At 63.2% G+C, this 25,842-nt stretch carries 25 protein-coding genes; 7 read left to right on the top strand and 18 right to left on the bottom strand.

Annotated features, from left to right (window positions below):
* Positions 1–17: 17 nt before the first annotated feature.
* Positions 18–245: a YheU family protein gene (locus K8374_RS05985; RefSeq protein WP_084854894.1), complete on the top strand. Its 228-nt coding sequence runs from the start codon at positions 18–20 to the stop codon at positions 243–245.
* On the opposite strand, the gene csrA is transcribed toward K8374_RS05985, so the two are convergent.
* Positions 169–453 (bottom strand): carbon storage regulator CsrA, encoded by a 285-nt coding sequence (gene csrA, locus K8374_RS26395; RefSeq protein ID WP_411969601.1) that lies wholly within the window; start codon positions 451–453, stop codon positions 169–171. The genes K8374_RS05985 and csrA overlap by 77 nt on opposite strands.
* Before the next feature lie 118 nt (positions 454–571).
* Entirely contained in the window at positions 572–904 is a 333-nt protein-coding gene (locus K8374_RS05975) for a YnfA family protein (RefSeq protein ID WP_224459280.1), read from the bottom strand.
* A gap of 165 nt (positions 905–1,069) precedes the next feature.
* Between K8374_RS05975 and K8374_RS05970 the strand changes: the two genes are divergently transcribed.
* Positions 1,070–1,222, top strand: coding sequence for a DUF3309 family protein (locus tag K8374_RS05970; protein ID WP_003252624.1), 153 nt, complete (start codon positions 1,070–1,072; stop codon positions 1,220–1,222).
* A 109-nt stretch (positions 1,223–1,331) separates the two neighbouring features.
* Here the strand turns inward: K8374_RS05970 and K8374_RS05965 are convergent, their stop codons facing one another.
* The 10 genes from K8374_RS05965 to K8374_RS05920 all read right to left on the bottom strand — a co-directional run bounded on the left by K8374_RS05965 (position 1,332) and on the right by K8374_RS05920 (position 15,334).
* Entirely contained in the window at positions 1,332–2,546 is a 1,215-nt protein-coding gene (locus tag K8374_RS05965) for a hypothetical protein (protein WP_224458287.1), read from the bottom strand.
* A 41-nt stretch (positions 2,547–2,587) separates the two neighbouring features.
* Positions 2,588–3,322: a molecular chaperone gene (locus K8374_RS05960; protein ID WP_224458286.1), complete on the bottom strand. Its 735-nt coding sequence runs from the start codon at positions 3,320–3,322 to the stop codon at positions 2,588–2,590.
* 75 nt (positions 3,323–3,397) lie between these two features.
* Positions 3,398–5,887: a CS1-pili formation C-terminal domain-containing protein gene (locus K8374_RS05955; protein WP_224458285.1), complete on the bottom strand. Its 2,490-nt coding sequence runs from the start codon at positions 5,885–5,887 to the stop codon at positions 3,398–3,400.
* A 100-nt stretch (positions 5,888–5,987) separates the two neighbouring features.
* Positions 5,988–6,470, bottom strand: a complete 483-nt coding sequence (locus K8374_RS05950) for a CS1 type fimbrial major subunit (RefSeq protein ID WP_224458284.1) — start codon at positions 6,468–6,470, stop codon at positions 5,988–5,990.
* 141 nt (positions 6,471–6,611) lie between these two features.
* Positions 6,612–9,803, bottom strand: a complete 3,192-nt coding sequence (locus tag K8374_RS05945) for a transporter substrate-binding domain-containing protein (RefSeq protein WP_224458283.1) — start codon at positions 9,801–9,803, stop codon at positions 6,612–6,614.
* A 10-nt stretch (positions 9,804–9,813) separates the two neighbouring features.
* Positions 9,814–10,437: a response regulator transcription factor gene (locus tag K8374_RS05940; RefSeq protein ID WP_224458282.1), complete on the bottom strand. Its 624-nt coding sequence runs from the start codon at positions 10,435–10,437 to the stop codon at positions 9,814–9,816.
* A 182-nt stretch (positions 10,438–10,619) separates the two neighbouring features.
* Positions 10,620–11,831, bottom strand: coding sequence for a hypothetical protein (locus K8374_RS05935; RefSeq protein WP_224458281.1), 1,212 nt, complete (start codon positions 11,829–11,831; stop codon positions 10,620–10,622).
* A gap of 171 nt (positions 11,832–12,002) precedes the next feature.
* A complete protein-coding gene (locus K8374_RS05930; RefSeq protein ID WP_224458280.1) occupies positions 12,003–13,184 on the bottom strand; it encodes a hypothetical protein in 1,182 nt (393 codons plus the stop codon).
* A gap of 174 nt (positions 13,185–13,358) precedes the next feature.
* Positions 13,359–15,026: a cation acetate symporter gene (locus tag K8374_RS05925; protein WP_224458279.1), complete on the bottom strand. Its 1,668-nt coding sequence runs from the start codon at positions 15,024–15,026 to the stop codon at positions 13,359–13,361.
* Positions 15,023–15,334, bottom strand: coding sequence for a DUF485 domain-containing protein (locus tag K8374_RS05920; protein ID WP_224458278.1), 312 nt, complete (start codon positions 15,332–15,334; stop codon positions 15,023–15,025). The genes K8374_RS05925 and K8374_RS05920 overlap by 4 nt, the downstream gene beginning before the upstream one ends.
* Before the next feature lie 304 nt (positions 15,335–15,638).
* On the opposite strand from K8374_RS05920, the gene K8374_RS05915 reads away from it, so the two are divergent.
* Positions 15,639–16,091, top strand: coding sequence for an REP-associated tyrosine transposase (locus K8374_RS05915; protein WP_224458277.1), 453 nt, complete (start codon positions 15,639–15,641; stop codon positions 16,089–16,091).
* A 169-nt stretch (positions 16,092–16,260) separates the two neighbouring features.
* Here the strand turns inward: K8374_RS05915 and K8374_RS05910 are convergent, their stop codons facing one another.
* Positions 16,261–17,094, bottom strand: a complete 834-nt coding sequence (locus K8374_RS05910; RefSeq protein WP_263498532.1) for an IS3 family transposase — start codon at positions 17,092–17,094, stop codon at positions 16,261–16,263.
* An 8-nt stretch (positions 17,095–17,102) separates the two neighbouring features.
* The gene (locus K8374_RS05905; protein ID WP_224456644.1) at positions 17,103–17,462 is read right to left on the bottom strand and encodes a transposase; all 360 of its coding nucleotides are present in this window, start codon (positions 17,460–17,462) and stop codon (positions 17,103–17,105) included.
* 116 nt (positions 17,463–17,578) lie between these two features.
* Between K8374_RS05905 and K8374_RS05900 the strand changes: the two genes are divergently transcribed.
* Positions 17,579–18,031 carry an REP-associated tyrosine transposase gene (locus tag K8374_RS05900; RefSeq protein ID WP_224458276.1) on the top strand — a complete coding sequence of 151 codons (453 nt, stop codon included), beginning with the start codon at positions 17,579–17,581 and terminating at the stop codon, positions 18,029–18,031.
* A 175-nt stretch (positions 18,032–18,206) separates the two neighbouring features.
* Here K8374_RS05900 and K8374_RS05895 read toward each other — a convergent pair whose 3' ends face one another.
* Complete coding sequence (locus tag K8374_RS05895) at positions 18,207–19,055, bottom strand: glycine betaine ABC transporter substrate-binding protein (RefSeq protein WP_224458275.1); 849 nt, start codon at positions 19,053–19,055, stop codon at positions 18,207–18,209.
* Positions 19,056–19,260: 205 nt separating this feature from the next.
* On the opposite strand from K8374_RS05895, the gene K8374_RS05890 reads away from it, so the two are divergent.
* Complete coding sequence (locus K8374_RS05890) at positions 19,261–20,817, top strand: beta (1-6) glucans synthase (protein ID WP_224459278.1); 1,557 nt, start codon at positions 19,261–19,263, stop codon at positions 20,815–20,817.
* 47 nt (positions 20,818–20,864) lie between these two features.
* Here K8374_RS05890 and K8374_RS05885 read toward each other — a convergent pair whose 3' ends face one another.
* Positions 20,865–21,227, bottom strand: a complete 363-nt coding sequence (locus K8374_RS05885; RefSeq protein ID WP_224458274.1) for a hypothetical protein — start codon at positions 21,225–21,227, stop codon at positions 20,865–20,867.
* 222 nt (positions 21,228–21,449) lie between these two features.
* Here K8374_RS05885 and K8374_RS05880 point away from each other — a divergent pair, with 222 nt between their 5' ends.
* Positions 21,450–22,748, top strand: a complete 1,299-nt coding sequence (locus tag K8374_RS05880; RefSeq protein ID WP_084854880.1) for a serine/threonine protein kinase — start codon at positions 21,450–21,452, stop codon at positions 22,746–22,748.
* Positions 22,741–23,553, top strand: coding sequence for a VacJ family lipoprotein (locus K8374_RS05875; RefSeq protein ID WP_143515163.1), 813 nt, complete (start codon positions 22,741–22,743; stop codon positions 23,551–23,553). The genes K8374_RS05880 and K8374_RS05875 overlap by 8 nt, the downstream gene beginning before the upstream one ends.
* Positions 23,554–23,615: 62 nt before the next feature.
* Here K8374_RS05875 and K8374_RS05870 read toward each other — a convergent pair whose 3' ends face one another.
* Entirely contained in the window at positions 23,616–24,764 is a 1,149-nt protein-coding gene (locus tag K8374_RS05870; protein WP_224458273.1) for a patatin-like phospholipase family protein, read from the bottom strand.
* 59 nt (positions 24,765–24,823) lie between these two features.
* Entirely contained in the window at positions 24,824–25,759 is a 936-nt protein-coding gene (locus K8374_RS05865) for a lipid A biosynthesis lauroyl acyltransferase (RefSeq protein ID WP_224458272.1), read from the bottom strand.
* Between the last annotated feature and the right edge of the window lie 83 nt (positions 25,760–25,842).

The following is a 25,842-nucleotide window of genomic DNA, read 5'->3' as shown; positions in this document are numbered from 1 at the left end:
GCCAAGACCGTACAACCATGCTGATCCCCTACGACCAACTCGAAGCCGATACCCTGACCCGCCTGATCGAAGACTTCGTCACCCGCGACGGTACCGACAATGGCGACGACACCCCCCTCGAAACCCGCGTGCTGCGGGTGCGCCAGGCCTTGGCCAAGGGGCAGGCGTTCATCCTCTTCGACCTGGAGAGCCAACAGTGCCAGCTGCTGGCCCGGCATGAGGTGCCCCGGGAATTGCTCGACTAGGTGTTCCTGGCCCGGCGCCCAGGCCGGCAGGCGCTTCGTTTGCCTGGTTGGCCTTGATGCGCCGGTACACCTCTTCCCGATGCACCTGCACCTCGAGCGGCGCGCTGATGCCGAAGCGAACGGCCTTGTCCTTGGACGACACCACCTTGATGTAGATGTCATCGCAAATGACGATGCCTTCTCCAATCTCGCGTGTGAACACCAGCATGCTCAGATCCTCCAACCCAACGGAAAACCAGAGACTGCCTGGGGTACATTCAGCCGCACAATGCATCGACCAGTATTTAGATACTTCCTACACAATGCGGTAAATTTGCCCTACAAATTCAGCCGTGTTGCAGGCGCGGACCGAATACGATGAGGGTCGCCCCCAGCACGCACAACAACGCCCCCAGCCAGTCGCTGCCCAGCGGCCTGGCACGCTCCACCAGCGCCAGCCAGAGCAGCGAAGCGACGATGTAGATCCCGCCGTAGGCGGCGTATGCACGGCCCGCATAGGCCGCTTCGACACGGGTCAGGATCAGGCCGAAGAGCGTCAGACTGGCCAGCGCCGGCACCACCCACCAGGCGCTCTTGCCCAGGCGTAGCCACAGGTAGAAGGCATAGCAACCGCCGATCTCGAACAGCGCAGCCATGAAGAACCAGACGTAATTGACCACCCAGGCCCCCTGCCAACGAAAAGACGCCAGCATACCTGAGGGACGCCAGGCCGGGGAAAGCGCACCACGTTCCGATGGAATCTTTCCCCAGCCGCGCCAGTCGGAACTATCAAGAGGCCAGCCTTCACGAGCCCTTACCCTTCGAACAAACGCAAGGACTCCACCATGACCACGATCCTCATCATCATCCTGATCCTGCTGTTGATCGGTGGCTTACCGGTCTTTCCCCATTCGCGTAGCTGGGGCTATGGCCCGTCCGGCATCATCGGTGTGGTGCTGGTGATACTGCTCGTCTTGCTGCTCCTGGGCATGATATGAGCGAGTGCCCTGTCTGGGAAATACGTTCTCTTTTGGCGAGTGGCTTGGGGTTCGGCCAAGGCGCCCGGGACGCCGCCAAAAGTGAACAGTTTATTTCCAAGGCAGGCCCCTAGAGCACTTCTGCATCGAAGAGCAGGGTTATTGCACCTCGGTAGGTGCTCCCCGGTTGCTGCAGCATCCTTTCCACCCATGACTCCCTGACCGAGAAATGCACGGTACCGGGCAAAGCGCTGGTCGCCACGTCCGGTACGAGCCTCATGGGGCGAGCGGCATTGGCAGGAATCCTCAGCCGCTGCACCGGCCCATTGTTGTACTTCACGCCAGCGGGGAGCGACATCGCCAGGTCCACCACCGCTTGGTCCCCATTTTCATTGAAGATCCTGCAAAAGCCCGATCCTTCCAACGGATATTCGCAGGCCGCATGCACGGTGAACGGGCCGGATGCGGTCAACCGAAACGGCAAGTCCCGAGCCAGTTGCGGCGGGACACGCCCACCCGGCCAGGCCAACCAGCCGCCTGGCGGTTCGAGCACTGCCCGGTCGGAGCCGGGTGGGAAATCCACCTTCAGCTCATGACGTAGGTCCAGTTCGAAATCGATCGTCAAGGACGACACCAGCCCTCGTGTTCCTTCACCGAAATCGAAGTCGGAATTGACGTCTCCCACGGTAAAGACCAGGCTTCCGCGATAAATACCCGATACGATCTTGGTCGGTGAGGGCAAACTGAGCTTGTAACCGATGCCCGTTCGACTTACCCCCGAAACCCTCATGTCGCCAACGTTCCCTAACTCACTGCTGGACCAGCAGTTCTTGTTGTCGCGCCCCCAGAATTGCCATTGAAAGGTACCTCCGGTGAAGGCCAATGGAGCACGCACGACGTTACACGTACCACCGACACGCTCCGTGGCGATCGGGCTGTTGTTGCGCACCGGGCTTTCGGCCATCACGATTGCGTATTGGCTGACATGGGTCACCTCGAATACCAGGTTCAAGGCCTCGTGCCCACCTACGCGCCGCACCTCCAGGGCACGTGGCGGCGGCACCTTGACGTAGTATTGCTCGCGTAGGCCCCTGTCCTTGAGCGTGGTTTTGTAATACATGCCGAACGGCAGGTCCACTGCGTTTTCCGATGCACTTTTGCACAGGGCCGGCCAGCTAGAGCAGATCCATTCATTGGACGAACCGAACCGCACATACTGGTTGCCAGCATCGGCGCGATAGCGCGCGCCAATCGTGATATCGGCCGCCTCCGACACGGGCACCAGGTTCAGCAAGAGCAACGCCAGGGCAACTCGCAGTGACGCAGGCAGGCAGCGCAATGACATCGGGGCTCACTCCTCAATAGCTGGGCACTCGTTCACAGGGATCAATCCTTGAAGGCCAGCTCCTGGTGCCGGCCACCTTCCTGCAACTGGAAACGGTATTCGCGCCCAGGCTGTTGGGGGAACTTGCGGGTGACGCCTGGCAACAGGTGGTACTTGGTAGCGGCCGAGCATTCATGCCCGTCACCGGCACAATGGCGGAAATTGTCGAGAACCACGGTGGCGTTGCCCTGGTTGGTCACCACGAAATCCGCGCCCTCGCGCAGCAATGGCGTACTGAAACGGCTGCCCTGGGGGCGCACGAACAGCAGCGTGCCATAGCCGGCCAGCAATTGGATGCCCGCCTTGAGCGTGTCGCTGTAATCCTTCGCCTCCTGTTCGCTGATCGCGAAACCGTCGTTCTTCTCCGGCAGCACGGGGACGAAGCGCAGGCGGAAGTAGCGCTCCTTGTCCCGCACGCCCCGGTACAGCAGGCGCACCGACTGCATGCCCCGGGCCGGCACGATCAGGCGCGCCGGGCTGGCCACCACGGCGCGCTGATCGAGGGGCAGGTGCTCGATGTCCACCTCACGCGGCACCCCGTCCGGCCCGTAGACCAGCTCAGCGATGCTGACCTTGACGAATGCCGTGGTATCGCCTGCGTTGTGAATACGCTTGAGCACGGTGCTCTTGCCTTCATCCAGGTAGTCGTACAACGACCCGACATTGAGCTCCGGCCCAGCGTGGGCTGCCAGGGGTACCAGCAGCAGCGCCAGACACAGTGATTTGAATGCTTGCATCATCGACCTCCCATTTCGTCTCAAGCCACCCCCGGCAACCTTGCCGGAGGGTGGGTCCATCTGCTGATGCCGCGCTCAGCGGACATCGCCCCGGTCGGCCAGGCTGGCGGTGCGACACACCTGGTCGCCTGCCATTACCACGTCCCCTTCATGCACCAGCGAGTCCAGCGGCAGGCTCAGCAGGCAGCTGACCGCGCCGGCCTGGCGGATCTCCAGGGTGGGTGTCGCCTGGCTCATTTCCACCGAGAAGTAGCCATCCACCTCGCTCACCCCCCGGCTGGCGTGGTTGATCACGTGCGCCCCACGGATGGGCTGGCCTTTCTCGTCGAGCAGCCGGCCAAACACGGTGACCGTACGCATCACATGCAGTTGGCGGTACTCCACGCCACCGCGGTTGAGGTGGTAGTCGAGGCTCGACGGCTGGATCACCGCCGCCGGGGCATCGTCGGCCTCGAAATCGAACTGCACATAGCCGGACTTGAACGCGGTGACGGGAATGATGTTGCGCCCCGGGTGCAGGACAGCGCTGGTGCCTTGGTAATCGTCGGCGCGCAGCTTCAGCCCCTCCATGTCGGAATCGACATCGACGATCAGCCCGGCCTCATGGGACAGGTACTGGCCACTCACTGCCATCTTGCCGCCGCCGAAGGCGACCATGCTCTGCAGGTTCAGGCCGGCGCTGAGCTTGTTGTTGAGCGTCGAGGTCTGGGCGTAGGCGTCGCCGTACAGGCTTTCACCCTGCAATTGGGCATTGCCTCCGAACCCGGCGCCATAACGGTCGAAGGTGGTGCTGGCGCCCAGGCTTTGCAGGGGGCCGAAGTCAACGTCCTGCTGGTAGGACAACGACCCATGTCGGTCGCTACCGCCATCGCGCGAGGTACGGCTACCCACGCTGGCGGCGATGCGCTTGCCTGGCCCGCCGAGGTTCATGCTCAGGCTCAGGTTGACGCCACGGCTGCGTGCATCGCCGCTGCTGGACGTGCCAGGGCGGTCGAACACCGACAGGCGCCAGTTGGTGTCTGTCCCCAGCATCTTGCCGAAGAACGCCCAGCCCAGGTCGACGCCCAGGCCGCTGGCCGCCCCACTGCTGTGGGACAGGCGCACGGTCGCGCTGCTGCGCTGGGTGACCCGGTGGCTCAACGACAGGCTCGACTGGCTGCGTTGCTCCTGCCGGGACGGCTCGCCCCGCTCTCGCAGGCCAGTCTCGACCCACGACTGGCTGTGGCTGAACACCAGCGAGCCCTGGTCGTAGGAATGGATCGCCTGCAGGTCGTAGCCAGTGCCGCGGTCCTCGGTGTAGTTGACGTTGCCATAGAGCTTCAAGCGCTCGAGCGCATCCCAGTCCAGCGAGGTGCCGTATTGCATGCGCTCATCCACCTGCTGGGCCGAAAGCCCGAGCACGGCGCGCGGATGCAGGAGATAGTTGGACATCACCCCGGCCCCCAGACCGTCGCGACGCTGGTAATCCCAGTTGTTCAGCAGGCTGGTCTGCTGGCCGAGGTAGAGGTTGTAGCGCCAGCGGCTCTCGGGGTTGCTCCAGTTGGACGGCTTGTAGATGAACGCCTCGGTGCGCGAGGTTTCCTGGCCGTCCTCCAGCAGGCGCACCTCCACCTCGTAGATGCCGCCGGGCAGCACCCGGGTGTCGAGGGTCTGCAGGCCCGGTTGCACTGGCTGGCTGTTGATCAGCACGCCGTTGCGGTAGATCTCGGCGACGCCTTGGCGGTTCGGGGTGACGTAGATCGGCGTGGAGCTGGGCTGGCCGTTGTCGATCAGCAGGCTGTCGCTGCTGCCGAACATCACGCCAAGGGTGGTGTCGGGGCTATCGCCCAGCAGCGTCGGCTGGCGGGTCAGGCCCTGTGCGCCGGGGGTGAAATAACCCAGGCGGAAGAAATGCTGTTCGAGCAGGTGCTCGGCATACAGTTGGTCCATGCGATAGCGGGTGCCGCCCTGGCGCTCGCTGACACGGTCGGCCTGGGCATCGGCGTAGGTGGTCCAGTTACCCAGGCTGCCCTGGCCCTGGAAGGCGACACGGCCCGTGGTGTCGTTGCCGTCATGCACCAGGTTGAGCTGGTTGCGCAGCAGCAACCCCATGCTGCCGGCCTCGGGCATGCTGTGATAACGCGCCGGCTGCCCTTCTTTCTCGGCATTGGCGGTCAGCAACGAAAGCTGGGAGTTGGCCAGGCTGTAGTGGATCGCCTGCAGCCCGTCCGGGCAGTTCTTCGTGCAGTCGCCCAACAGGCGCCCAGCGGCCAGGCGCTCCTGCCAGATGCGACGCAGCGCAGGCGGCTCGCGGCTTTCCGTGATATCGGTGAACTCGAGCAACTGCACCCGCTCGTCACGGGTCAGGATGACCATGGCATCCCCCAGGTAACGGCCATCCAGTTCGACCCGCACGGCCAGGGGCACATCGAAGAAGTGCGACTCGAATTCGCGGGGCAGCCCCTCGAACTGGCGTACCACCGAAGGCGGGGCCTGCGTCTGGGCCCAGCCCTGCAAAGGGATCAGGCAGGCGCCAAGGGCCAGCCAATGGCACAAGCGACGGGAACGTACGAAGAAGCAGAACATGACCTTTTCCATAGGCAATGCCCGCCCCGACCACCCGGCGGACGCCGGGCAGCCAGGGGAGACTATGGATGTTGAGCGAGGAGGTATAAGCGCGAAAGGATCAGGCGCCGCCAGGAGCCGCGCTTTCAAACATCATGTTGACCATGCCTTGGTAGGAACCCGGCACGTAGCCACCGGCAGGCTTCTCGGCAATGATGCGGAAGTCCATCACGGTGCCTGCACTGGCCTGGGCCTGGTTGAGCAGTTCGACAGGCGTGAGGCCCAGGTCCTTGCCGGCCATGTTCACTTTCAAGCTGAACTTGTCGATGCCGCTGACCAGCTCCGGCTGGGTCGTCAGGAAAGCCTTGATCGGCCCGATGGTGCTCTTGGCCTGGAACTGGCGACGAACCTCGGAGAAATCCCCACGCTGCGAGTTGTAGATCAGCTCCTGTGGATCATCCATCCAGTTGCCGACCGGTTCGACATAGAACTGCGCAGTCGGCACCGAGGCGATGACCTGGATCTGCTTCTCGATCGTCTCGGCGGCAAACGCCGAGCCTGCGGTCAACATCAGGAAAGGGATTGCCAGATAACGCGCTTTCATTCATTCATCTCCTTGAAAAACTAGAATTTTCAATCAGCACTTGGCGGCTGACGGAGAGAATTATCAGCAAGCGACGTGGGCACAAATACAGGACCGCTCCGAGCGTTTTGTGGAAATTTCCTAGGCCAGGCCAATCAACGCTCAGCCTTGGACACCCCGCGCCGCCTCGCCTGCCAATTGCCGCTCCAGCCGCAGCATCACCCCACGCAATGCATGCACGTCCTTGCGTAACGCGGCGATATCCATAGGCGTTGCGGCACAGCTGCGTTCGAGCTGTTCACACACGGCGTACAAGCGCTCGGCCCGGGCGATGCGTGCTCCGCCCTTGACCCGGTGCGCCAGCTCCGAGAGCGCCCGCGCATCGTCGCCCAGGGCCTCCAGGCGCTGCAGGTCCTCCCGGTTGCTGCTGCGCAGGTCGCTGAGCAAGGCCTTGAGCGCGGACCGGTCCCTGCCTACCAGATGCTCCAAGTGCGCCAGGTCGAGCATCGGTTGCTCTTCGCTCGATGCGCTGCAACTGACCAAGGTGCGTTGCAGGCTGTCCAGCCCGAGCGGCTTGAACAAGCAATCGTCCATGCCGACCGCACGGCAACGCCGACGCTCGCGCACCATGGCGCTGGCCGTCAGGCCGATCAGGCGACACCGCGGCCTGCCGCTGCGTCGCTCATGCTCGCGGATCGCCCGGGCCAGCGCGTAGCCATTGAGGCGGGGCATATTGCAGTCGCTGATCACCACATCGAAATGTTCCTTCAACCACAACCGCAGCGCCTGGGCCCCGTCTTCGGCCACCCGCGCCTGATGGCCCAGGAAATCCAACTGCTGGGCCAGCAGCAGTCGATTGGCCGGGTAATCGTCCACCACGAGCACCCGCAGGCGCATCTCGCCACCCTCGGCATAGGGGGCGATGGCCGGCTCGCTCATTTCACCCTCGGGCAGCAGCGCCAGATCCAGGCGTACGTCCACCCGCGTGCCCTGCCCCAACACACTGTGCAGGTGCAAGCCTCCGCCCATCATTTCACACAGGCTGCGGCTGATACCCAAACCCAGCCCCGTGCTGTTACGGGCAGACTGGCACTGATTGCTGGCCTGCTTGAACGGCTGCCCGAGGGCGTCGATCTCCGAGGCGTCGATACCGATACCGGTATCCTCCACGTGCAACTCCACCAGCAGCCGTTGCGCCTGCTGTTCGGCTCGCAGTACGACCCGCACATGACCGCGCGGGGTGAACTTGATGGCATTGCTCAGCAAGTTCGCCAGCACTTGCTTGAAACGCAACGGGTCGAGCATCACATGGGCATCGACCTGCCCATGGGTATCCAGGCGCAGTTCAAGCCCCTTGCCTTTGGCTTGCTGCTCGAACAATTGCACCACCCGCGCCACCTGGTCATACAGGCAGACCCGTTCAAGCACCAGTTGCAGGTGCCCGGCCTCGATGCGGGTGATATCGAGGATGTCGCCGATCAGCTCGAGCAGGCCCCGTGCGGCATCGCTGGCCACTTCGATGGCCAGACGGTCCAGTACGCCCTGGGCAGCCTTGCGCTGGGCCAGCTCCAGCATGCCTTGCACGGCATGCAGCGGGGTACGGATCTCGTGGCTCATGGTGGCGAGGAAATGGGTCTTGGCCTGGTTGGCCTGTTCGGCCTCCTGCTTGGCCCGGCGCAATTGCAGTTGCAGACGACGCAGGTAGCGGATCCACAACAAAGCCAAGGCCAGCAGCAGCAACGCCACGGCAAAGCCCAGCACCACTTTGGATCGGTAGTGCGGCCACATGCCGTCGGCAACGATCATCGGGTTGCGCCAACGCCGCACCAGCGAGTCGATTTCCTGGGGCGCGAGGCTGAGCATGGCCTTGTTGACGATCCCTTGCAGCTCCGTGGCGCCACGCACGCTGGCCAGGGCGAAGTGAACCGGTGGCAGGGCGAGGCTGGCGCTGATTTTCAGGCGCCCAGGGTACCAGCGGGTGATCAGCAGGCGCGCATCGTCGAACGTCAGCATTGCGGCTTCGGCCTGCCCCCGGGCGACCGCATGCAGGGCAGCGAGCGGCGTGGCAACCGGTAATTGGCGGATCGACGGGTAGCGTTGCCGAAGAAGCTCCTGGGCAGCGCTCCCCTTGATCAGGGCCAGGCGCTGGTGTTCGAACTGCACCAACTCGGTCGGTGCCTGGGGGGTGTCACGCGTGACCAACACCCGCGAAGCGCTCAGGTAGGCGCGGCTGAACGCCAGCTCGCGCCGGCGCCCCGGGCTCTCCGGCAGGCCGGCGATCAACTGCGCCTGGCCCTGGCGCAGACGCTGGATCATCTGTTCGATGGTGCCACCCGGCTGAACGTCGAAATGCAGGCCTGTCCGACGGCCGATCAGTTGCAGGATATCCAGGCTCAAGCCACGCCACTTGCCATTGGCATCCCGGTAGCTCAAGGGCAGCAGCTGTTCGTCCGCCAGCACCGTGACACGCGGGTTTTCCTGCAGCCAACGCTCCTCGGCCTCGCTCAGTTGCAGCGGCTGGGGCTGGTGGGTGTCGATCACGATGGGACGCCAGCGTTCGCTCACCTCCAGGTTCTGGGGCACCGTGAGGCCTTCTAGGGCCAGGTCGACCAAGTGTGCCAGGGGGCTGCCGTCATCGGCCATGGCGAACCCAACGCTCTGTTCGGGCAACCCTGCACGGCCGATTTCCTCGATGCCGGCGGCCTGGTTACGCCCCAGCACGTAGCGCACGCCCAAAGCGCTGCCCAGGTACAGGTCGGCCTGGTCGAGCGCCAGCGCAGCCAAGGCGCTGGCCGGCGACGGGTAGGTCTGGATCCGGGCCCGGGGGTAACGGGCGCGAACGTGCGCCACAGGGCGATAGCCGTCGAGCATCGCCAGCCGGAACGGCATGTCGGCATCGGCCACGACACGGCCGTTGGGCGCGGGGCCAAGCCATGTCGGCTGGTCGCTGGCATAGGGCCGGGACAGGCGCAACCCGGCCTCGCGGGCGCGCTGGGCGGTCACCGAGCCAAGCAGGTCTATACGACCGTCGCGCAGGGCCGTGACGGCCTCCTCGAAGGTGCTGAAGACCTTCACCTGTACCTGCAACCGCAGCTGCGCGGCCAACAGGCTGGCGTAGTCGGCGGTGATGCCTTCGAAGCTCAGGCCGGTCCCCAGGATATCCAGGGGCGGGTTCTCCTGGTCGAGCACGCCCAGGCGCAAAGTCCGGCGCTCCCATAACCAACGTAATTGCCGATTATCCAGCTCAGGGCTCGCCCCTTGCGAAAGCGTGGGCGGGTTGAGCTGTGGGGCACCATGGGCGAACCCTACGGCGATGCAGTAGAGCAAGGCCGCCAATAAAAGAGGTAAGGGCACAGGAGGGGTTCTAGATCAGGAAGTTGCGGCGTGCGAGGTCGGCCAGCTCGATCACCGAGCCCACCCTGAGTTTTTCCAGCAGGCGCGTCTTGTAGGTGCTGATCGTCTTGTTGCTGAGCAGCATCAGTTCACCGATGGCCTTGTTGCTCATGCCCCGGGCCAGGTATTGCAGGATGATCACCTCGCGATTGCTCAGCGAAGCGATGCGCTGGGCCTCGCTGGCGATCATGTCGCCGTGGTTGACCGAGCTGAACGACACGTCGGGGAAATAGCTGTAGCCCGACCGCAGGGCAAGCACCGCCTTGCTCAACTCCTGCAGGCTGTCGCTCTTGGACAGGAACCCCGATGCACCCGCCCGCATGCAACGCAGGGAAAAGAAATCCGCCAGCTGGGAAGTGAGCACCAGCACCTTGGGCGGCCGTGGCATTTCACGGATCCGCACCAGTACTTGCAACCCATCCATGTCCGGCAGGACAAGGTCCAGCACCACCAGGTCAGGCGAGCACTCGCGTACCAGGCGCACGGCATCGACGCCATTGTCCGCCTGGCCAACCACCTCGAGACGGTCCTGGCGCAGCTGGATGCTCACGCTGGAACGGATGAAGGGGTGGTCGTCCACGATCAGAACTTTCATGGAGTGTCATCCTTTACTAATCAACAATTTGGCCTTGGCATTTTTCCGATAGTGGCCAATTGACTACCATTGGATCTATTGTTCTTGGAATGGCGGATATGAAAAGTCGGATACTTCCTAAACAAAACAGGAAATTTCCTAAAGACACTGTCGGACCTCGCGCATGGGCATGAACGTCTTCGTTAAATGCGCGCGTCGAAAATAACGGTGACCTGCCCTTGGTAGGTGCTGCCGGGGTCTTCGAGCATGGCCTTCACGCCATCGCGTTCAATGACGAAATGCAGCGTGCCTGGCCGCCCCACGAACGGCTGCGCAATGTCGAAGACCCGCATGCCATGCTCGTCGGCAGGTAACGGGACGTTGGCCGCCGCATTGCCCCCCGAGGTGGCGCCGGGCAATGACAGCCGGGTGAAGAGCAGCACTTCCTTGCCTTGTGCGTTGCGCAGGCCACAGTTATCCACCGAGGGGGCGTATTGGCAGCGCAGATATACGCCAAAGCCACCTTCGCTGGTCACACGAAGCGGAATGTCGCGACTGAGCCGGTCGGGCGACCGGCTACCCGCCCAGCGCAGCCAGCCCCCGGGCGGCTCCAGTACCGCTCGATCGCTGCCGGGGGGAAAGTCCACTTGGATATCGCGCTCGATGGTCAGGTCGAGCACGATATCCAGCCCACCGTCACTGGCCGAGACATTGTTGCCAAAATCGATGTCCCCGGAGGCCCCGATGCGATAGCTGATCCGCCCTGAATACGTCCCCGGCTTCATGGTCTTGAGCCCGGGAATCAGCAGGCGATACGCTGCCCCCAGGTTCGCCACCGAGATATTGAAGGCCACCAGTTGCCCGCGAGCCGAATAGCACCCCTGGCTGGAATCCCTGATCTGCCATACCCCCATCATGATTTGGTGGCGGTCGCTGCGCCGCAGCAGGTCGCATGAACCGAGCACGTCGAACTGCACGGGGTTGTAGGCTGCGGTGACATCGACTTCCTGGGCGATCGTGAGGAACTCCAGTTCGAATGCATGAGCGCCACCGGTCGCGCCGAGCAACTCCCCGCTGCGCTTGCCCGGCATTTTCACGTAGAGCCGATCACGGTCTGGGCGCGCCTCGCTGGCGTCGTAGCGTTTGGTATAGCTGACCGGTATCGCCAAGGTCTGCCCCAGCGGATGGCTAGCGCCGCACAACTCCGGCCATCGCTGGCAATACGCCGCTGCTGGCGCCTCGATGGTAAGCACGCCACTGCGGTACTTGGCCATGATGCGTACCTCGGCGGCCAAGGTCGGCCAACTGCCCAGGAGCACCGCCAGGAACAACAGGGCGCGCAATGACAGTTCGGCCAGCCGACGGCGTCCTTCGCCAGACGGGCACCTGGGCAGACTGTCTTTCATTGTTTTCATGCCTCTCCTCCGGACACGCTCATGCCAGCGCTCGCTGGTCAACCCTGGCGCACCCATAGCGCGCCAACGACGGGATGAGAAGTGTGAGGACAGCAGCCGACGCCTTTAAGAAGAAACCTCCGGGCGATTTGATGAAATTTCCTAAGCGATGTGGGCGGCCCGTCAGCCTGACTACAGCGCCGAATCGAACACCACGACGACCAAGCCCCTATAGGTACCAGGATTACGAAGCATGTCCCCCACATCCCGAACCTTCAGGTGCAAGACCGAAGGGCTGTTGACGACTGGCCGCGATACCTCGAAGCGTGTGGGGTCGGTGCCGATGGCGGTATTGAGCACTTCACGCCCTTGCCAGGTCACTCCCGGCATCGTCAACCCGCCCTTGAGCGGGACCCGGTCACGCTGCGCGTTGTACAAGTAGCACAGGGCGCCATCCTGGCAATCGAGCCTGACGGTGAACGGCCCATTCACGCTGAGCCGAAATGGCAAGTCGCGCTTCAATTCAGGTGGCACCCGCCCGCCGCGCCATGCGCTCCAGCCTCGGGGTGGCTCCAGTACCGCGCGATCCGAGCCCGGCGGAAAATCGATCTTCAGGTCCGACTTGACCGTCAGTTGGACCTCCAGCTCGAAGGCGTCCGTACTCAGGGACAACAGCCCCTCACCGGTGTTGAAATCACGGTACTTTTCGCCGACGGTGTAGCGAATACTGCCTCGATAGACCCCAGGTGCCATGGATTTGAGGGTGGGGACATCCAATCGGAACGCGGCACCTGCCGTGCGAACCTCATAGACGAGGTTACTTTCCGCAGCGGACGGCCGACGCCCATAACACCAGCCAGAGTTGTCGATATGTCGCCCTACGACGACCATGGTACGGCCTTCCGGGCTGGCATGGCCTATACACCTGCTTTCCGGGTCGGGCCACCCTACAAAGGGGTGCCTGACATTCACCCAGTCATTGGTGACCTCGAGGCCCAGCGCCAGGAGGGTCAGCTCGAACCGGTGGGAGCCCCCTTCCGGGCTCGAAAGCACCCCTCGCTTCGCACGGTAGGGGTACATGATGTTCATGCGTTGATAGACGCCATTGTCCCTCTTGGTGGTGGTGGTGAAATGAAAAGGGATTTCCACCGTATGGTAGAGCTCGTGGCCGGGCCAGCAAAAGCTTGGGAAGTACCTGCAATAAGGCACATACGGTAGGTCGTAGGTGAGCTTGCCCGTGCTATGGCTGTAGGTCGCGGTGATGTATCGCTTCTCGGCCCAGGCCAAGGGTGGATATGCCCCCATCACCAGTATCGAGATGCCCAGGACGACGCCCCAAAGCCTTGTTCTTCCCACGATTCCTCCTCGTTGCATTGCGTGAGCCCTGGCCTGATAAGCCAACGAGGAAAAGTGTGGCCAGTTGGCCTTGTGCTTTGAACCAGACGCTTCCCAACGCGCCGTTGACGCGTCTTACATCGGTGCGAAATTTCCTGGCCCAATGAAAACGCCCCGGGCTGGCGGGGCGTTTTTTCTTTCAGCGGGCGGGGGTCAGTGAGACACCGCCCCACTGGCGCCCAGGCCCGTCTGCGAGCGCACGAACTGCGGGTAGAACAGCGCACGCTCGCCTTCGGCCGCCTTGGACTTGTCGGTGACCGAGAAGAACCAGATGCCGACGAAAGCAATGAGCATGGAGAACAGCGCCGGGTACTCGTACGGGTAGATGGCGTTCTCGTGGCCGAGGATCTGCACCCAGATGGTCGGGCCGAGGATCATCAGGCCCACCGCGCTCACCAGGCCCAGCCAGCCACCGATCATGGCGCCACGGGTGGTCAGCTTCTTCCAGTACATCGAGAGCAGCAGCACCGGGAAGTTGCAGCTGGCGGCGATGGAGAAGGCCAGGCCCACCATGAAGGCGATGTTCTGCTTCTCGAACAGGATGCCCAGGCCGATCGCCAGCACGCCCAGGGCGATGGTGGTGATCTTCGACACGCGGATCTCGTCCTTCTCGTTGGCCTTGCCCTTGCAGATCACGCTGGCGTACAGGTCATGGGACACCGCCGAGGCGCCGGCCAGGGTCAGGCCGGCGACCACCGCCAGGATGGTGGCGAAGGCCACGGCCGAGATGAAGCCCAGGAATACGCTGCCGCCCACGGCATTGGCCAGGTGCACCGCCGCCATGTTGTTGCCGCCGATCAGGGCGCCAGCGGCGTCCTTGAAGTCGGGGTTGGTGCTGACCAGCAGGATCGCGCCGAAGCCGATGATGAAGGTCAGGATGTAGAAGTAGCCGATGAAGCCAGTGGCGTAGAGCACGCTCTTGCGTGCTTCCTTGGCGTCGCTGACGGTGAAGAAGCGCATCAGGATGTGCGGCAGGCCCGCGGTGCCGAACATCAGTGCCAGGCCCAGGGAGAACGCCGAGATCGGGTCCTTGACCAGGCCGCCCGGGCTCATGATCGCCTCGCCCTTGGCGTGCACCTTGATCGCTTCGGAGAACAGGGTGTTGAAGTCGAAGCCCACGTGTTTCATCACCATCAGCGCCATGAAGCTGGCGCCGGAGAGCAGCAGCACGGCCTTGATGATCTGAACCCAGGTGGTGGCCAGCATGCCGCCGAACAGGACGTACAGGCACATCAGGATACCCACCAGGATCACCGCGACGTGGTAGTCCAGGCCGAACAGCAGCTGGATCAGCTTGCCGGCACCGACCATCTGGGCGATCAGGTAGAACGCCACCACCACCAGGGAGCCTGAGGCCGACAGGGTGCGGATCTCCTTCTGCCCGAGGCGGTACGAAGCGACGTCGGCGAAGGTGTACTTGCCCAGGTTGCGCAGGCGTTCGGCGATCAAAAAGAGAATGATCGGCCAGCCGACGAGGAAGCCGATCGAGTAGATCAGGCCGTCGTAGCCGGAGGTGAACACCAGGGCGGAAATCCCCAGGAAGGAGGCCGCCGACATGTAGTCACCGGCGATCGCCAGGCCGTTCTGAAAGCCCGTGATGCGGCCACCGGCGGCATAGTAGTCGGACGCCGACTTGTTGCGCTTGGAGGCCCAGTAGGTGATGCCCAGGGTGAAGCAGACGAAGGCCACGAACATGACGATCGCCGAGACGTTGAGCGGCTGCTTGTGCACCTCGCCGGTCAGGGCATCGGCGGCCCACACGGCGGGTGCGAAAGCGCCGCAGGCCAGGACGGCCAGGGCTTTGGCTGGATGGCGGATCATTGTTGCGCCTCCTTCAGGATGGCCTTGTTCAGCTCATCGAACTCGCCGTTGGCACGGCGCACGTAGATGGCGGTGAGGACGAACGCCGCGACGATCAGGCCGACGCCCAGGGGGATGCCCCAGGTGATCGACGAATCGGGGCTGAGCTTGGCGCCCAGTACCTGCGGGCCATAGGCGATGAGAAGGATGAAGGCGCAGTAGAGGCCGAGCATGATCGCCGAGAGAATCCAGGCGAAGCGCTCGCGCTTGGTGACGAGCTCCTTGAAGCGGGGGCTGTTCTGTATCGACTGGTAGATGCTGTCGTTCATTGTTGTTGTCCTAGCAGCACAAATAAGGGAGAACCCGCCCTTACTTTATGCCGCCGAAGGCTGCCAACCAGACGACCTTAGTCTTAGATGAGAAAGTGTTTTGCAGGATCGGTAACAACCTGTGAGGCGCGGTGCCGCTACCGGCACCATCGCGGGACAAGCCCGCTCCCACAGGATCACCGCTGCCCGTGTAGGAGCGGGCTTGTCCCGCGATAGGGCCGGCACATCCAGCAATGAATTCGGACAAGTCATATTTCTTCAGCGAACTACATTGAATAGCAGACAATTTCTCAAGGAAGCCGACATGGATCGTCCCCACGCCCGGCTGTTGCGCCGCGGGCGCTTCTCCGAGCCAGGTAGGCTCTACCTGCTGACCACCGCCACCCACGCGCGCAAACCGCTTTTTCGAGACTTCAACTCAGCGCGCCTGGTAGTGCGCCAACTGCGGCAGGCCGAAAAAGAACAGGCCTGCGATTCCCTGGCCTGGGTCGTCATGCCTGATCATCTCCACTGGTTGATCGAATTGAAATCCGTGACGCTGTGCACCTTGATGCGCAGGTTCAAGTCGCGCAGCAGCAGAACGTTGTACGAGGCCGGGCATCGTGAGCGGATCTGGCAGCCTGGGTATCATGACCGGGCGCTGCGCAGAGAAGAGGATGTGCGCCAGGTGGCGCGTTACATCATTGCCAATCCTCTAAGGGCAGGCTTGGTCGACAGGATAGGCGCGTACTCCCACTGGGATGCGATGTGGCTGTGAGGGCCCCATCGCGGGACAAGCCCGCTCCCACAGAATCACCGCTGCCCGTGAGAGCGACACTGTACCTGTAGGAGCGGGCTTGTCCCGCGATGGGCCTGCATCAGGCCTGGCGCTGCCCGTGTAGGAGCGGGCTTGATCTGGTCAAGTAATTTTGGACACCGGTTAAGGTTCATGCCGCTGCCCTGAGCTTTTCCTCCATGGCTACCGGGGTCTCGTAGCCGTTGTAGCTGTGGAGGCGCTTGAGGTTGTAGCGCACCAAATAAGCCATGATGTCGGCCTTGGCTTCAGATTCGGACTCATAGCCTCCTGGTGGCACCCATTCTGATTTCAATGCCCCAAAGAATCGCTCCATGGCGGCGTTGTCCCAGCATTGGCCACGGTGGCTCATGCTCTGCTTCAGGCTGCACTCTTCAAGCACAGACCTGAATTTGTGGCTGGTGTACTGGCAGCCTTGATCTGAATGAAACATCACGCCCGCAGGCCTGCCCCTGGACTCAGACGCCATACGCAGCGCGTCACAGGCCAGCCTGGCATCGGCAGTCATTGAAAACGCCCAGCCCACGACTCGGCGTGCATACAAGTCGATTACTGCGGCTAAATACAGCCAACGCCTGCCAACCTGGATATAAGTTACATCGCCACACCAAACCTCGTTGATTGTCGAAACTTTGAAGTTTCGCTTCAGTTGGTTTTCCGCAATCAATGCTTCCGTGCCGGATGACCGATACCGGTGCGGTCTACGCTGCCGGCATTTCAGGCCAGCTTCACGCATAAGCGCACGCACTTTGTAACGCCCAATCTCATGGCCTTCACGCCGCAGCTCCTGCATCAACGTGCGTGAACCGGCAGAGCTTCGTGACGCCTTAAAACGATCGATTACACGCGAGCGTAGAGCATCCCTGCCGGGATTCTCACGCCCTTGGCGTTTGCGCCATGCATAGAAACTGCTGCGTTTGACCCCAAGCACGCGACAGCAGTCGACAACACCATATTGCTCACTCAGCTCGTTGATCAGCGAGAACGATCTTTGGAGTCCCGAAGCAGGAGAGCACTGGCCTTTTTTAGGATTTCGATATCCCGATCCTTTTGACGAACCAGCGCTTCCAGCTCTTCAATACGTTGCTGCTCCGGAGTGATGGCTTTGGCTCCAGCCGGCACCTTGCCCTCTCTCTCCTGCCTTACCTGCTCAACCCAACGACGAAGAGCTGTGCGGCCAATCCCGAGGATTTCGCATACCTCAGGAACCGACTGGCCGGCATCCAGCACCATTTCAGCTGCTCGGATTTTGTGTTCTCTCGAATAAGACTTGCGCACTGATTTTGCCTCCAATTGGGCGCCATCATAGCGCCCGAAGAAGGTGTCCAAAATCATTAGGCCAGTTCAGCTTGTCCCGCGATAGGGCCGGCACATCCAGCAATGAATTCGGACAAGTCATATTTCTTCAGCGAACTACATTGAATAGCAGACAATTTCTCAAGGAAGCCGACATGGATCGTCCCCACGCCCGGCTGTTGCGCCGCGGGCGCTTCTCCGAGCCAGGTAGGCTCTACCTGCTGACCACCGCCACCCACGCGCGCAAACCGCTTTTTCGAGACTTCAACTCAGCGCGCCTGGTAGTGCACCAACTGCGGCAGGCCGAAAAAGAACAGGCCTGCGATTCCCTGGCCTGGGTCGTCATGCCTGATCATCTCCACTGGTTGATCGAATTGAAATCCGTGACGCTGTGCACCTTGATGCGCAGGTTCAAGTCGCGCAGCAGCAGAACGTTGTACGAGGCCGGGCATTGTGAGCGGATCTGGCAGCCTGGGTATCATGACCGGGCGCTGCGCAGAGAAGAGGATGTGCGCCAGGTGGCGCGTTACATCATTGCCAATCCTCTAAGGGCAGGCTTGGTCGACAGGATAGGCGCGTATTCCCACTGGGATGCGATGTGGCTGTGAGGGCCCCATCGCGGGACAAGCCCGCTCCTACAGGATCACCGCTGCCTGTGAGAGCGACACTGTACCTGTACCCGCGATGGGGCTGCATCAGGCCTGGCGCTGCGTGTGAGAGCGACGCCGTACCTGTAGGAGCGGGCTTGTCCCGCGATGGGGCTGCACAGCAGCCCCAGACCGATTACTTGCCGGTCCACTCCTTCACGCGGTCAGGGTGCTTGGCGACCCAGTCCTTGGCAGCAGCTTCGGGTTTGGCGCCTTCCTGGATGGCCAGCATGACTTCGCCGATCTCATCCTTGGAGTTCCAGTGGAAGTTCTTCAGGAACTCGGCCACTTCCGGTGCCTTGCTCGCCAGCTCCTTGCTGCCGATGCTGTTGACGGTCTCGGCGGCGCCATAGACGCCCTTCGGATCTTCGAGGAACTTGAGTTTCCACTTGGCGAACATCCAGTGCGGCACCCAGCCGGTCACGGCAATGGACTGCTGCTTGGCATAGGCACGACCCAGCTCCGCGGTCATCGCCGCGCCGGAGCTTGCCTGCAGCTTGTAGCCGTCCAGGGCGTAGTCCTTGATGGCCTGGTCGGTCTTGAGCATCACACCGGAGCCGGCGTCGATGCCGACGATCTTGTGCTTGAAGCTTTCGTCGGTCTTGAGGTCGGCAATGCTCGCGGCCTTGACATACTCAGGCACGATCAGGCCGATCTTGGCATCCTTGAAGTTAGGGCCGTAGTCGACCACCTTGTCCTTGTTCTTGCCCCAGTATTCCCCGTGGGTGACCGGCAGCCAGGCCGACAGCATGGCGTCGAGCTTGCCGGTGGCCACCCCCTGCCACATGATGCCGGTGGCGACGGGCTTGAGGTCCACGTCATAACCGAGTTTCTGCTTGATCACTTCGGCGGCCACGAAGGTGGTCGCCACACTGTCGGACCAACCATCCACGTAACCAATGCTTACTTCTTTGGCCATTGCCTGCGCAGCGCTCATGGCCAATACCAGGGCTGCACCCACTCCCAGGAAACGTCGCATTTTCATCAAAGCATCCCCTCGTCAGGTCTCGGAAGTTGCATCATCAACCTCACACAATAGCTGACCTGCTCTGTGCGCGACCTTTATCGAACGATCAGCGACAGCACTTCGCCATCAGTGCGCCAGCTTTTCCCTACCCTGCGTGATCCTTGCATGGTAGATGCCTGATCTAGAGCGTTTGCAGCTATCATCTAGCCTTTTGCCGCCGATGATGGACCGCCCGATGCCCCGTGCCACCCGCCTGCTGCCTGTGTACCTGCTCGCCTGCCTGCTGGCCCTGGCCGGGCTCGGCGCGCTCTGGTACGGGCTCGGCAGGCCGGTTCACCTACCCGACGCGGCCAGCTCGACACACAAGCTGCAGTGCGCCTCCTACACCCCGTTCGACAAGGACCAGTCGCCGTTCGACCAGCCGTTTCGCCTGCGCCCGGCACGCATGGATGCCGACCTGGCCCTGCTCGCCGAGCGATTCCAATGCATCCGCACCTACTCGATGACCGGCCTGGAGGCCATTCCGGCCCTGGCCCGCAAGCACGGGTTGAAGGTGATGCTCGGCGCCTGGGTCAACGCCAACCCGGTGGACACCGACAAGGAAGTCGACGCCTTGATCGCCTCGGCCAACGCCAACCCCGACGTGGTCACTGCAGTGATCGTCGGCAACGAGGCGTTGCTGCGCAAGGAAGTGACCGGCGAACGCCTGGCCGGCCTGATCGCCCGGGTGAAAAGCCAGGTGAAGGTCCCGGTGACCTACGCCGATGTCTGGGAGTTCTGGCTGCAGCATCCCCAGGTGGCCCCGGCGGTGGACTTCCTGACCATCCACTTGCTGCCCTACTGGGAGGACGACCCGCGCGGCATCGATGACGCCCTTGCCCATGTGGCCGAGGTGCGCCGGGTGTTCGGCGAGCGCTTCGCCCCCAAGGACATCCTCATCGGCGAAACCGGCTGGCCCAGCGAAGGCCGCCAGCGCGAGACCGCCGTGCCGAGCCGGGCCAACGAGGCGCGCTTCATTCGTGGCTTCGTCGCCCTGGCCGAGGCCAATGGCTGGCGCTACAACCTGATCGAGGCGTTCGACCAGCCCTGGAAACGCGCCAGCGAAGGGGCGGTGGGTGGTTATTGGGGGCTGTACGACGCCGACCGGCAGGACAAGGGCGTGCTCGAAGGCCCGGTGAGCAACCTGCCTTACTGGCGCCAATGGTGGCTGGCTGGGGCTGGCTTGATGCTGTTCACCTTGTGGCTGGCCGGCCAGCCCGCGAACCGGCGTGCAGCGCTGGCGTTGCCGCTGCTGGCGGCAGTAGGCGCAGCCAGCCTGGGGTTGTGGGGCGAGCTGATGCGCACCCACGCCCGCTTTGCCGCCGAATGGGTGTGGGCGGCTGGGTTGGCGGGGTTGAACCTGGTGGTGCTGGCTCATGGGGCGCTGGCCTTGGCGGCGCGTGATGGCTGGCGTCAGCGCTTGTTCGCCTGGCTCGAGCAACGGGCGGGGTGGTGGCTGCTGGCGGCAGGTTTCGCGGCAGCCGTGAGCATGCTGGCGATGGTGTTCGATGCACGTTATCGCAGCTTCCCTACATCGGCGCTGGTGCTGCCGGCGTTGGTCTACCTGCTGCGGCCGGTGGCGGCGCCGCGGGCGGAAGTGGCCTTGCTGGCGTTCATCGTCGGAGCGGGGATCGCGCCGCAGCTGTTCATCGAAGGGCTGATGAGCCAGCAGGCGTGGGGCTGGGCGATCGTGAGCGCGATGATGGTCGCGGCGTTGTGGCGCAGCCTGCGAAAGGCGTGAGCATGCAATCGCGGGGCAAGCCCGCACAGGAAGGGCACAGGCTTGCTTCAGGCCGACTGCCTGACCAACCGCAACCCCGCCAACACCACTGCGAACACCGCAAGACTCGCGGTATACAGCACTAGCGCCGGCAGGCCGAAGAGCAGCCCCAGCAGCGCCAGCCACCAACCACCGCGTCCCGGTATCACCTGTGCCAAAAGCGAGATGCCCAACGCTGCCCACCCCAACACTTGGTGATGAATGCCCAGGCCCAACAGCGAGCGGGCCTGGCATTGCCAGTATTCCCCCGGCACGCTGCACAGCCCCACCCAACGGCCATCCTCCATCAGCCCATAGCGCACGCCATAACTAGCCGCCAGCCACAGAGCCAGGAACAGCAGCATGACAACGATGGGCAACGCACGGGACATGACAGCCTCCAAAGGTCGAAACGTGCCGCCAGCATAATCGGCCTGCAGCGCCACGCAAGGCAAAACACGTGAGTTGCAGCTATGTTCGAATGAACTCCATTGCCGCGCCGTAGACAGTCGCGGCACTATCTTGTGCAACAAACAGTGGGGTGCCAGGCAACTTTGCCGGGCCAACCATGGTCCTAGATAGCGCTTTGCCTTATGTACTTTTTGGGGGATCCCATGCTTCGACCCTTGCGCCTCGCTGCCCTGTTCGGTGGCCTGCTCCTGGCTGCGGCCGCTTCGGCGCAGGATATTGACGCCGCGAGCTATGGCTACCCGCTGACCAACCCGTTCGAGGCGACCATCGCCACCACGCCGCCGGAGCAGCGCCCTACCCTGCCCAGCGACGAGGACATCAGCCAGTCCGACTACAGCCTCAACCTGCGCCCGGAGCGGGCCTTCACCCTGCCCGACAACTTCTGGCCGGTGAAGAAGCTCAAGTACCGCCTGGCCTACCAGGACCATGAGGCCCCGCTGATCTTCATCATCGCCGGCACCGGGGCCCCTTACTCCAGCACCATCAATGAATACCTGAAGAAGCTGTTCTACCAGGCGGGCTTCCATGTGGTGCAGTTGTCCTCGCCCACCAGCTGGGACTTCATGAGCGCCGCCTCGCGCTTCGCCACCCCCGGCATCACCCAGGACGATGCCGAGGACCTGTACCGGGTGATGCAGGCCGTGCGCGCCCAGCACCCGCGCCTGCCAGTCAGCGAGTTCCACCTCACCGGCTACAGCCTCGGCGCCCTCGATGCGGCTTTCGTCAGCCACCTGGACGAAACCCGGCGCAGCTTCAACTTCAAGCGTGTGCTGTTGCTCAACCCGCCGGTCAACCTCTACACCTCGGTCAGCAACCTGGACAAACTGGTGCAGACCCGCGTGAAGGGCATCGACCACAGCACCACGTTCTACGAACTGATGCTGGAAAAACTGACCCTGTACTTCCAGCAGAAAGGCTACATCGACCTCAACGAGGCGTTGCTTTATGACTTCCAGAAGTCGCGTCAGCACCTGTCCAACGAACAGATGGCCATGCTCATCGGCACCTCGTTCCGCTTCTCGGCGGCCGACATCGCCTTCACCTCGGACCTGGTCAACAACCGTGGCCTGATCACCCCACCCAAGTACCCGATCACCGAAGGCAGCAGCCTCACGCCGTTCTTCAAGCGTGCCCTGCAATGCGACTTCGAGTGCTACATCACCGAGCAGGTGATCCCCATGTGGCGCGCCCGCACCGACGGCGGCAGCGTGTTGCAGTTGATCGACCAGGTCAGCCTGTACGCCCTGGCCGACTACCTGCGCGAGAGCCCGAAGGTCGCCGTGATGCACAACGCCGACGATGTGATCCTCGGCCCTGGCGACATCGGCTTCCTGCGCAAGGTGTTCGGCGATCGCCTGACCCTGTATCCCCATGGCGGCCATTGCGGCAACCTCAACTACCGCGTCAACAGCGACGCGATGCTGGAGTTCTTCCGTGGTTAACAAACTGCTGCTCGTCACCGCCCTGCTCGCCGCCGGCAATGCCCTGGCGGCCGAAACCGCGCCACGCACCAGCGTGGTCGAAGCCGACAAGCCCGCGCCTACGGCCGAAGCCGACGGCTTTCTCGACCCGCTGCGCGAGCTGAAATTCAACCCAGGGCTGGACCAGCGCGAGTTCGAGCGCTCGACGCTCACCGCCCTGAACGTGTACGACCCGCTGGAGTCGATGAACCGGCGCATCTACCACTTCAACTACCGCTTCGACCAATGGGTGATGCTGCCGGTGGTCGACGGCTACCGCTACGTCACCCCGCGCTTCGTGCGCACCGGGGTGACCAACTTCTTCAACAACCTGGGCGACGTGCCCAACTTGTTCAACAGTATCCTGCAGCTCAAGGCCAAGCGTTCGGCAGAGATCACCGCCCGCCTGATGTTCAACACCATCATCGGCGTGGGCGGTTTGTGGGACCCGGCGACCAAGATGGGCCTGCCACGCCAGAGCGAGGACTTCGGCCAGACCCTGGGCTTCTACGGCGTGCCCGATGGTCCGTACATCATGTTGCCGATCCTCGGGCCTTCGAACCTGCGCGATACCGCGGGGCTGGCCGTGGACTACGTGGGCGAGCGCGAGGCGAACTTCCTCAACGTGGCCGAGGCCAGCAGCGATCACCCGGAGATCACCGTGCTGCGCGCGGTGGACAAGCGCTACAGCACCAACTTCCGTTATGGGCAGCTCAATTCGCCGTTCGAGTACGAGAAGGTGCGGTACGTGTATACCCAGGCGCGCAAGCTGCAGATTGCCGAGTGACGGGGCTGATCTGAGGCAGGTGGTGCCGGTGAGTTCGAGCGCCAATGCTTGCTACGGCGAACTCAAAGGCCCAGGAACTGGCACAGCTCCCGTCGCTTGGCCAAGGCATCCTTGCGTCCCAGCTCGATCAGCTCGCTGCAATAGCTGGCTTCGAACAGCAGGTAGCTGAGCACCCCTGCCCCGCTGGTGCGGGTGGCGCCCGGGCCGCGCAGGAACACGCGCAGCGCCGCCGGCAGTTCGCGCCGGTGGCGGGCGGCGATTTCGTCCAGCGGTTGGCTGGGCGCCACCACCAGCACCTCGATCGGCGCCAGCCCCAGGCGCCGGGCATCCAGGTGCGCGGGGATCAGGTGGCTCAGGTGGTTGAGCCGCTGGAGCAGCTCGATGTCGTCTTCCAGGCTATCGATGAAAGTGCTGTTGAGCATGTGCGCGCCGATCTGCGCAAGGCTCGGCTGCTGGCCGCTGAAGACGCGCTGGGCCGGCATGGGTGCCGATGGCCGCTGGGGGTTGCCACTGACGCCGACCACCAGCACCCGGCTGGCGCCCAAGTGCAGCGCCGGGCTGATCGGTGCCGATTGGCGCACCGCACCGTCGCCGAAGTACTCCTCGTCGAGCTTGACCGGGGCGAACAGCAACGGGATCGCCGAGCTGGCCAGCAGATGGTCGATGGTCAACGAAGTGGGCACGCCGATGCGCCGATGACGCAGCCAGGGTTCGATGGTTCCGCGCCCTTGGTAGAACGTTACCGCCTGGCCCGATTCGTAGCCGAAGGCGGTGATGGCCACCGCACGCAACTGCTCGGCCGCCAGGGAATGGGCGATGCCGTCCAGGTCCAGATGCGACTGCAGGAGGGTGCGCAGCGGGCTGCTGTCCAGCAGCGCCACCGGCACCTGGCCGCCAATGCCCAGCAGGCTGTGGCTGACGAAACGGCTGGCCTGGCGGATCACCCCTGGCCAGTCGCTGCGCAATACCAGGTGGCTGCGAAAGTGCTGCCAGAAGGTGGTCAGGCGCTGCACCGCCTCGGTGAAACGCGTGGCGCCGCTGGCCAAGGTGACGGCATTGATGGCGCCGGCGGAGGTGCCGACGATCACCGGGAACGGGTTGGCCGCACCCGACGGCAACAGCTCGGCGATGCCCGCCAGTACACCGACCTGGTAGGCGGCCCGGGCGCCGCCGCCGGAGAGGATCAGGCCGGTGGTGCGGGGTGGAGCCATGAAGTTCTCCTGGAAGGGATGTCCTGCCGGCCATAGGGGCAAGGCAGACGAATCACCTGTCAGCGCTTTTTCTTGTCATACAGCCGCGGCTCTCCTGGCGGGCGCGACTTGAAGCGGCGGTGCGCCCACAGGTATTGCTCGGGACATTCGCGCAACACGCTCTCCACCCACTGGTTGATGCGCAGGCAGTCGGCCTCTTCGGTCTCGCCCGGGAAGCCCTCAAGCGGCGGATGGACCACCAGGCGGTAGCCGCTGCCATCCTCCAGGCGCTTCTGGGTGAAGGGGATCACCTGGGCCTTGCCCAGGCGGGCGAATTTGGTGGTGGCGGTGACGGTCGCCGCCGGGATGCCGAACAACGGCACGAACAGGCTCTGCTTGGCACCGTAGTCCTGGTCCGGGGCGTACCAGATCGCCCGACCGCCGCGCAGCAGCTTGAGCATGCCGCGCACGTCCTCGCGCTCCACGGCCAGCGAGTCGAGGTTGTGACGCTCGCGGCCACGGCGCTGGATGTAGTCGAACAATGGGTTGCCATGCTCACGGTACATGCCGTCGATGGTATGGGCCTGGCCCAGCAGTGCAGCGCCGATCTCCAGGGTGGTGAAGTGCACGGCCATGAGGATCGCACCCTGGCCTTCGCGTTGGGCGGCCTGCAGGTGCTCCAGGCCCTCGATGTGGGCCAGCCGCGCCAGGCGTGGCTTGGGCCACCACCAGCTCATGGCCATTTCGAAGAAGGCGATGCCGGTGGAGGCGAAGTTTTCCTTGAGCAGGCGCTGCCGTTCGTCGCCGGAAAGCTCGGGGAAACACAGCTCCAGGTTGCGCGCGGCGATGCGCCGACGTTCACCGGCGACCCGGTACATCAGCGCGCCCAGGGCACAGCCCAGGCACAGCAACGCACGGTACGGCAGCTGCGCCACCAGCCACAGCAGGCCCAGGCCCAGCCACAGGCCCCAGAACCGAGGGTGAAGGAAATAAAGTCGAAAACGCGGGCGTTCCATTGAAGCTTCCGGAAAGACAAAGGTGGGCATTCTACATCGGTTCGCCCGCGGTTGCGGCCAACGGGTCTTATCGTTATAAGTCA

Source organism: Pseudomonas sp. p1(2021b), assembly GCF_020151015.1.
In the GTDB taxonomy this organism is placed as follows: Bacteria; Pseudomonadota; Gammaproteobacteria; order Pseudomonadales; family Pseudomonadaceae; genus Aquipseudomonas; species Aquipseudomonas putida_K.
The sequence above is the reverse complement of the archived record's forward strand: the minus strand, read 5'-3'. Positions and strand labels throughout refer to the sequence as shown.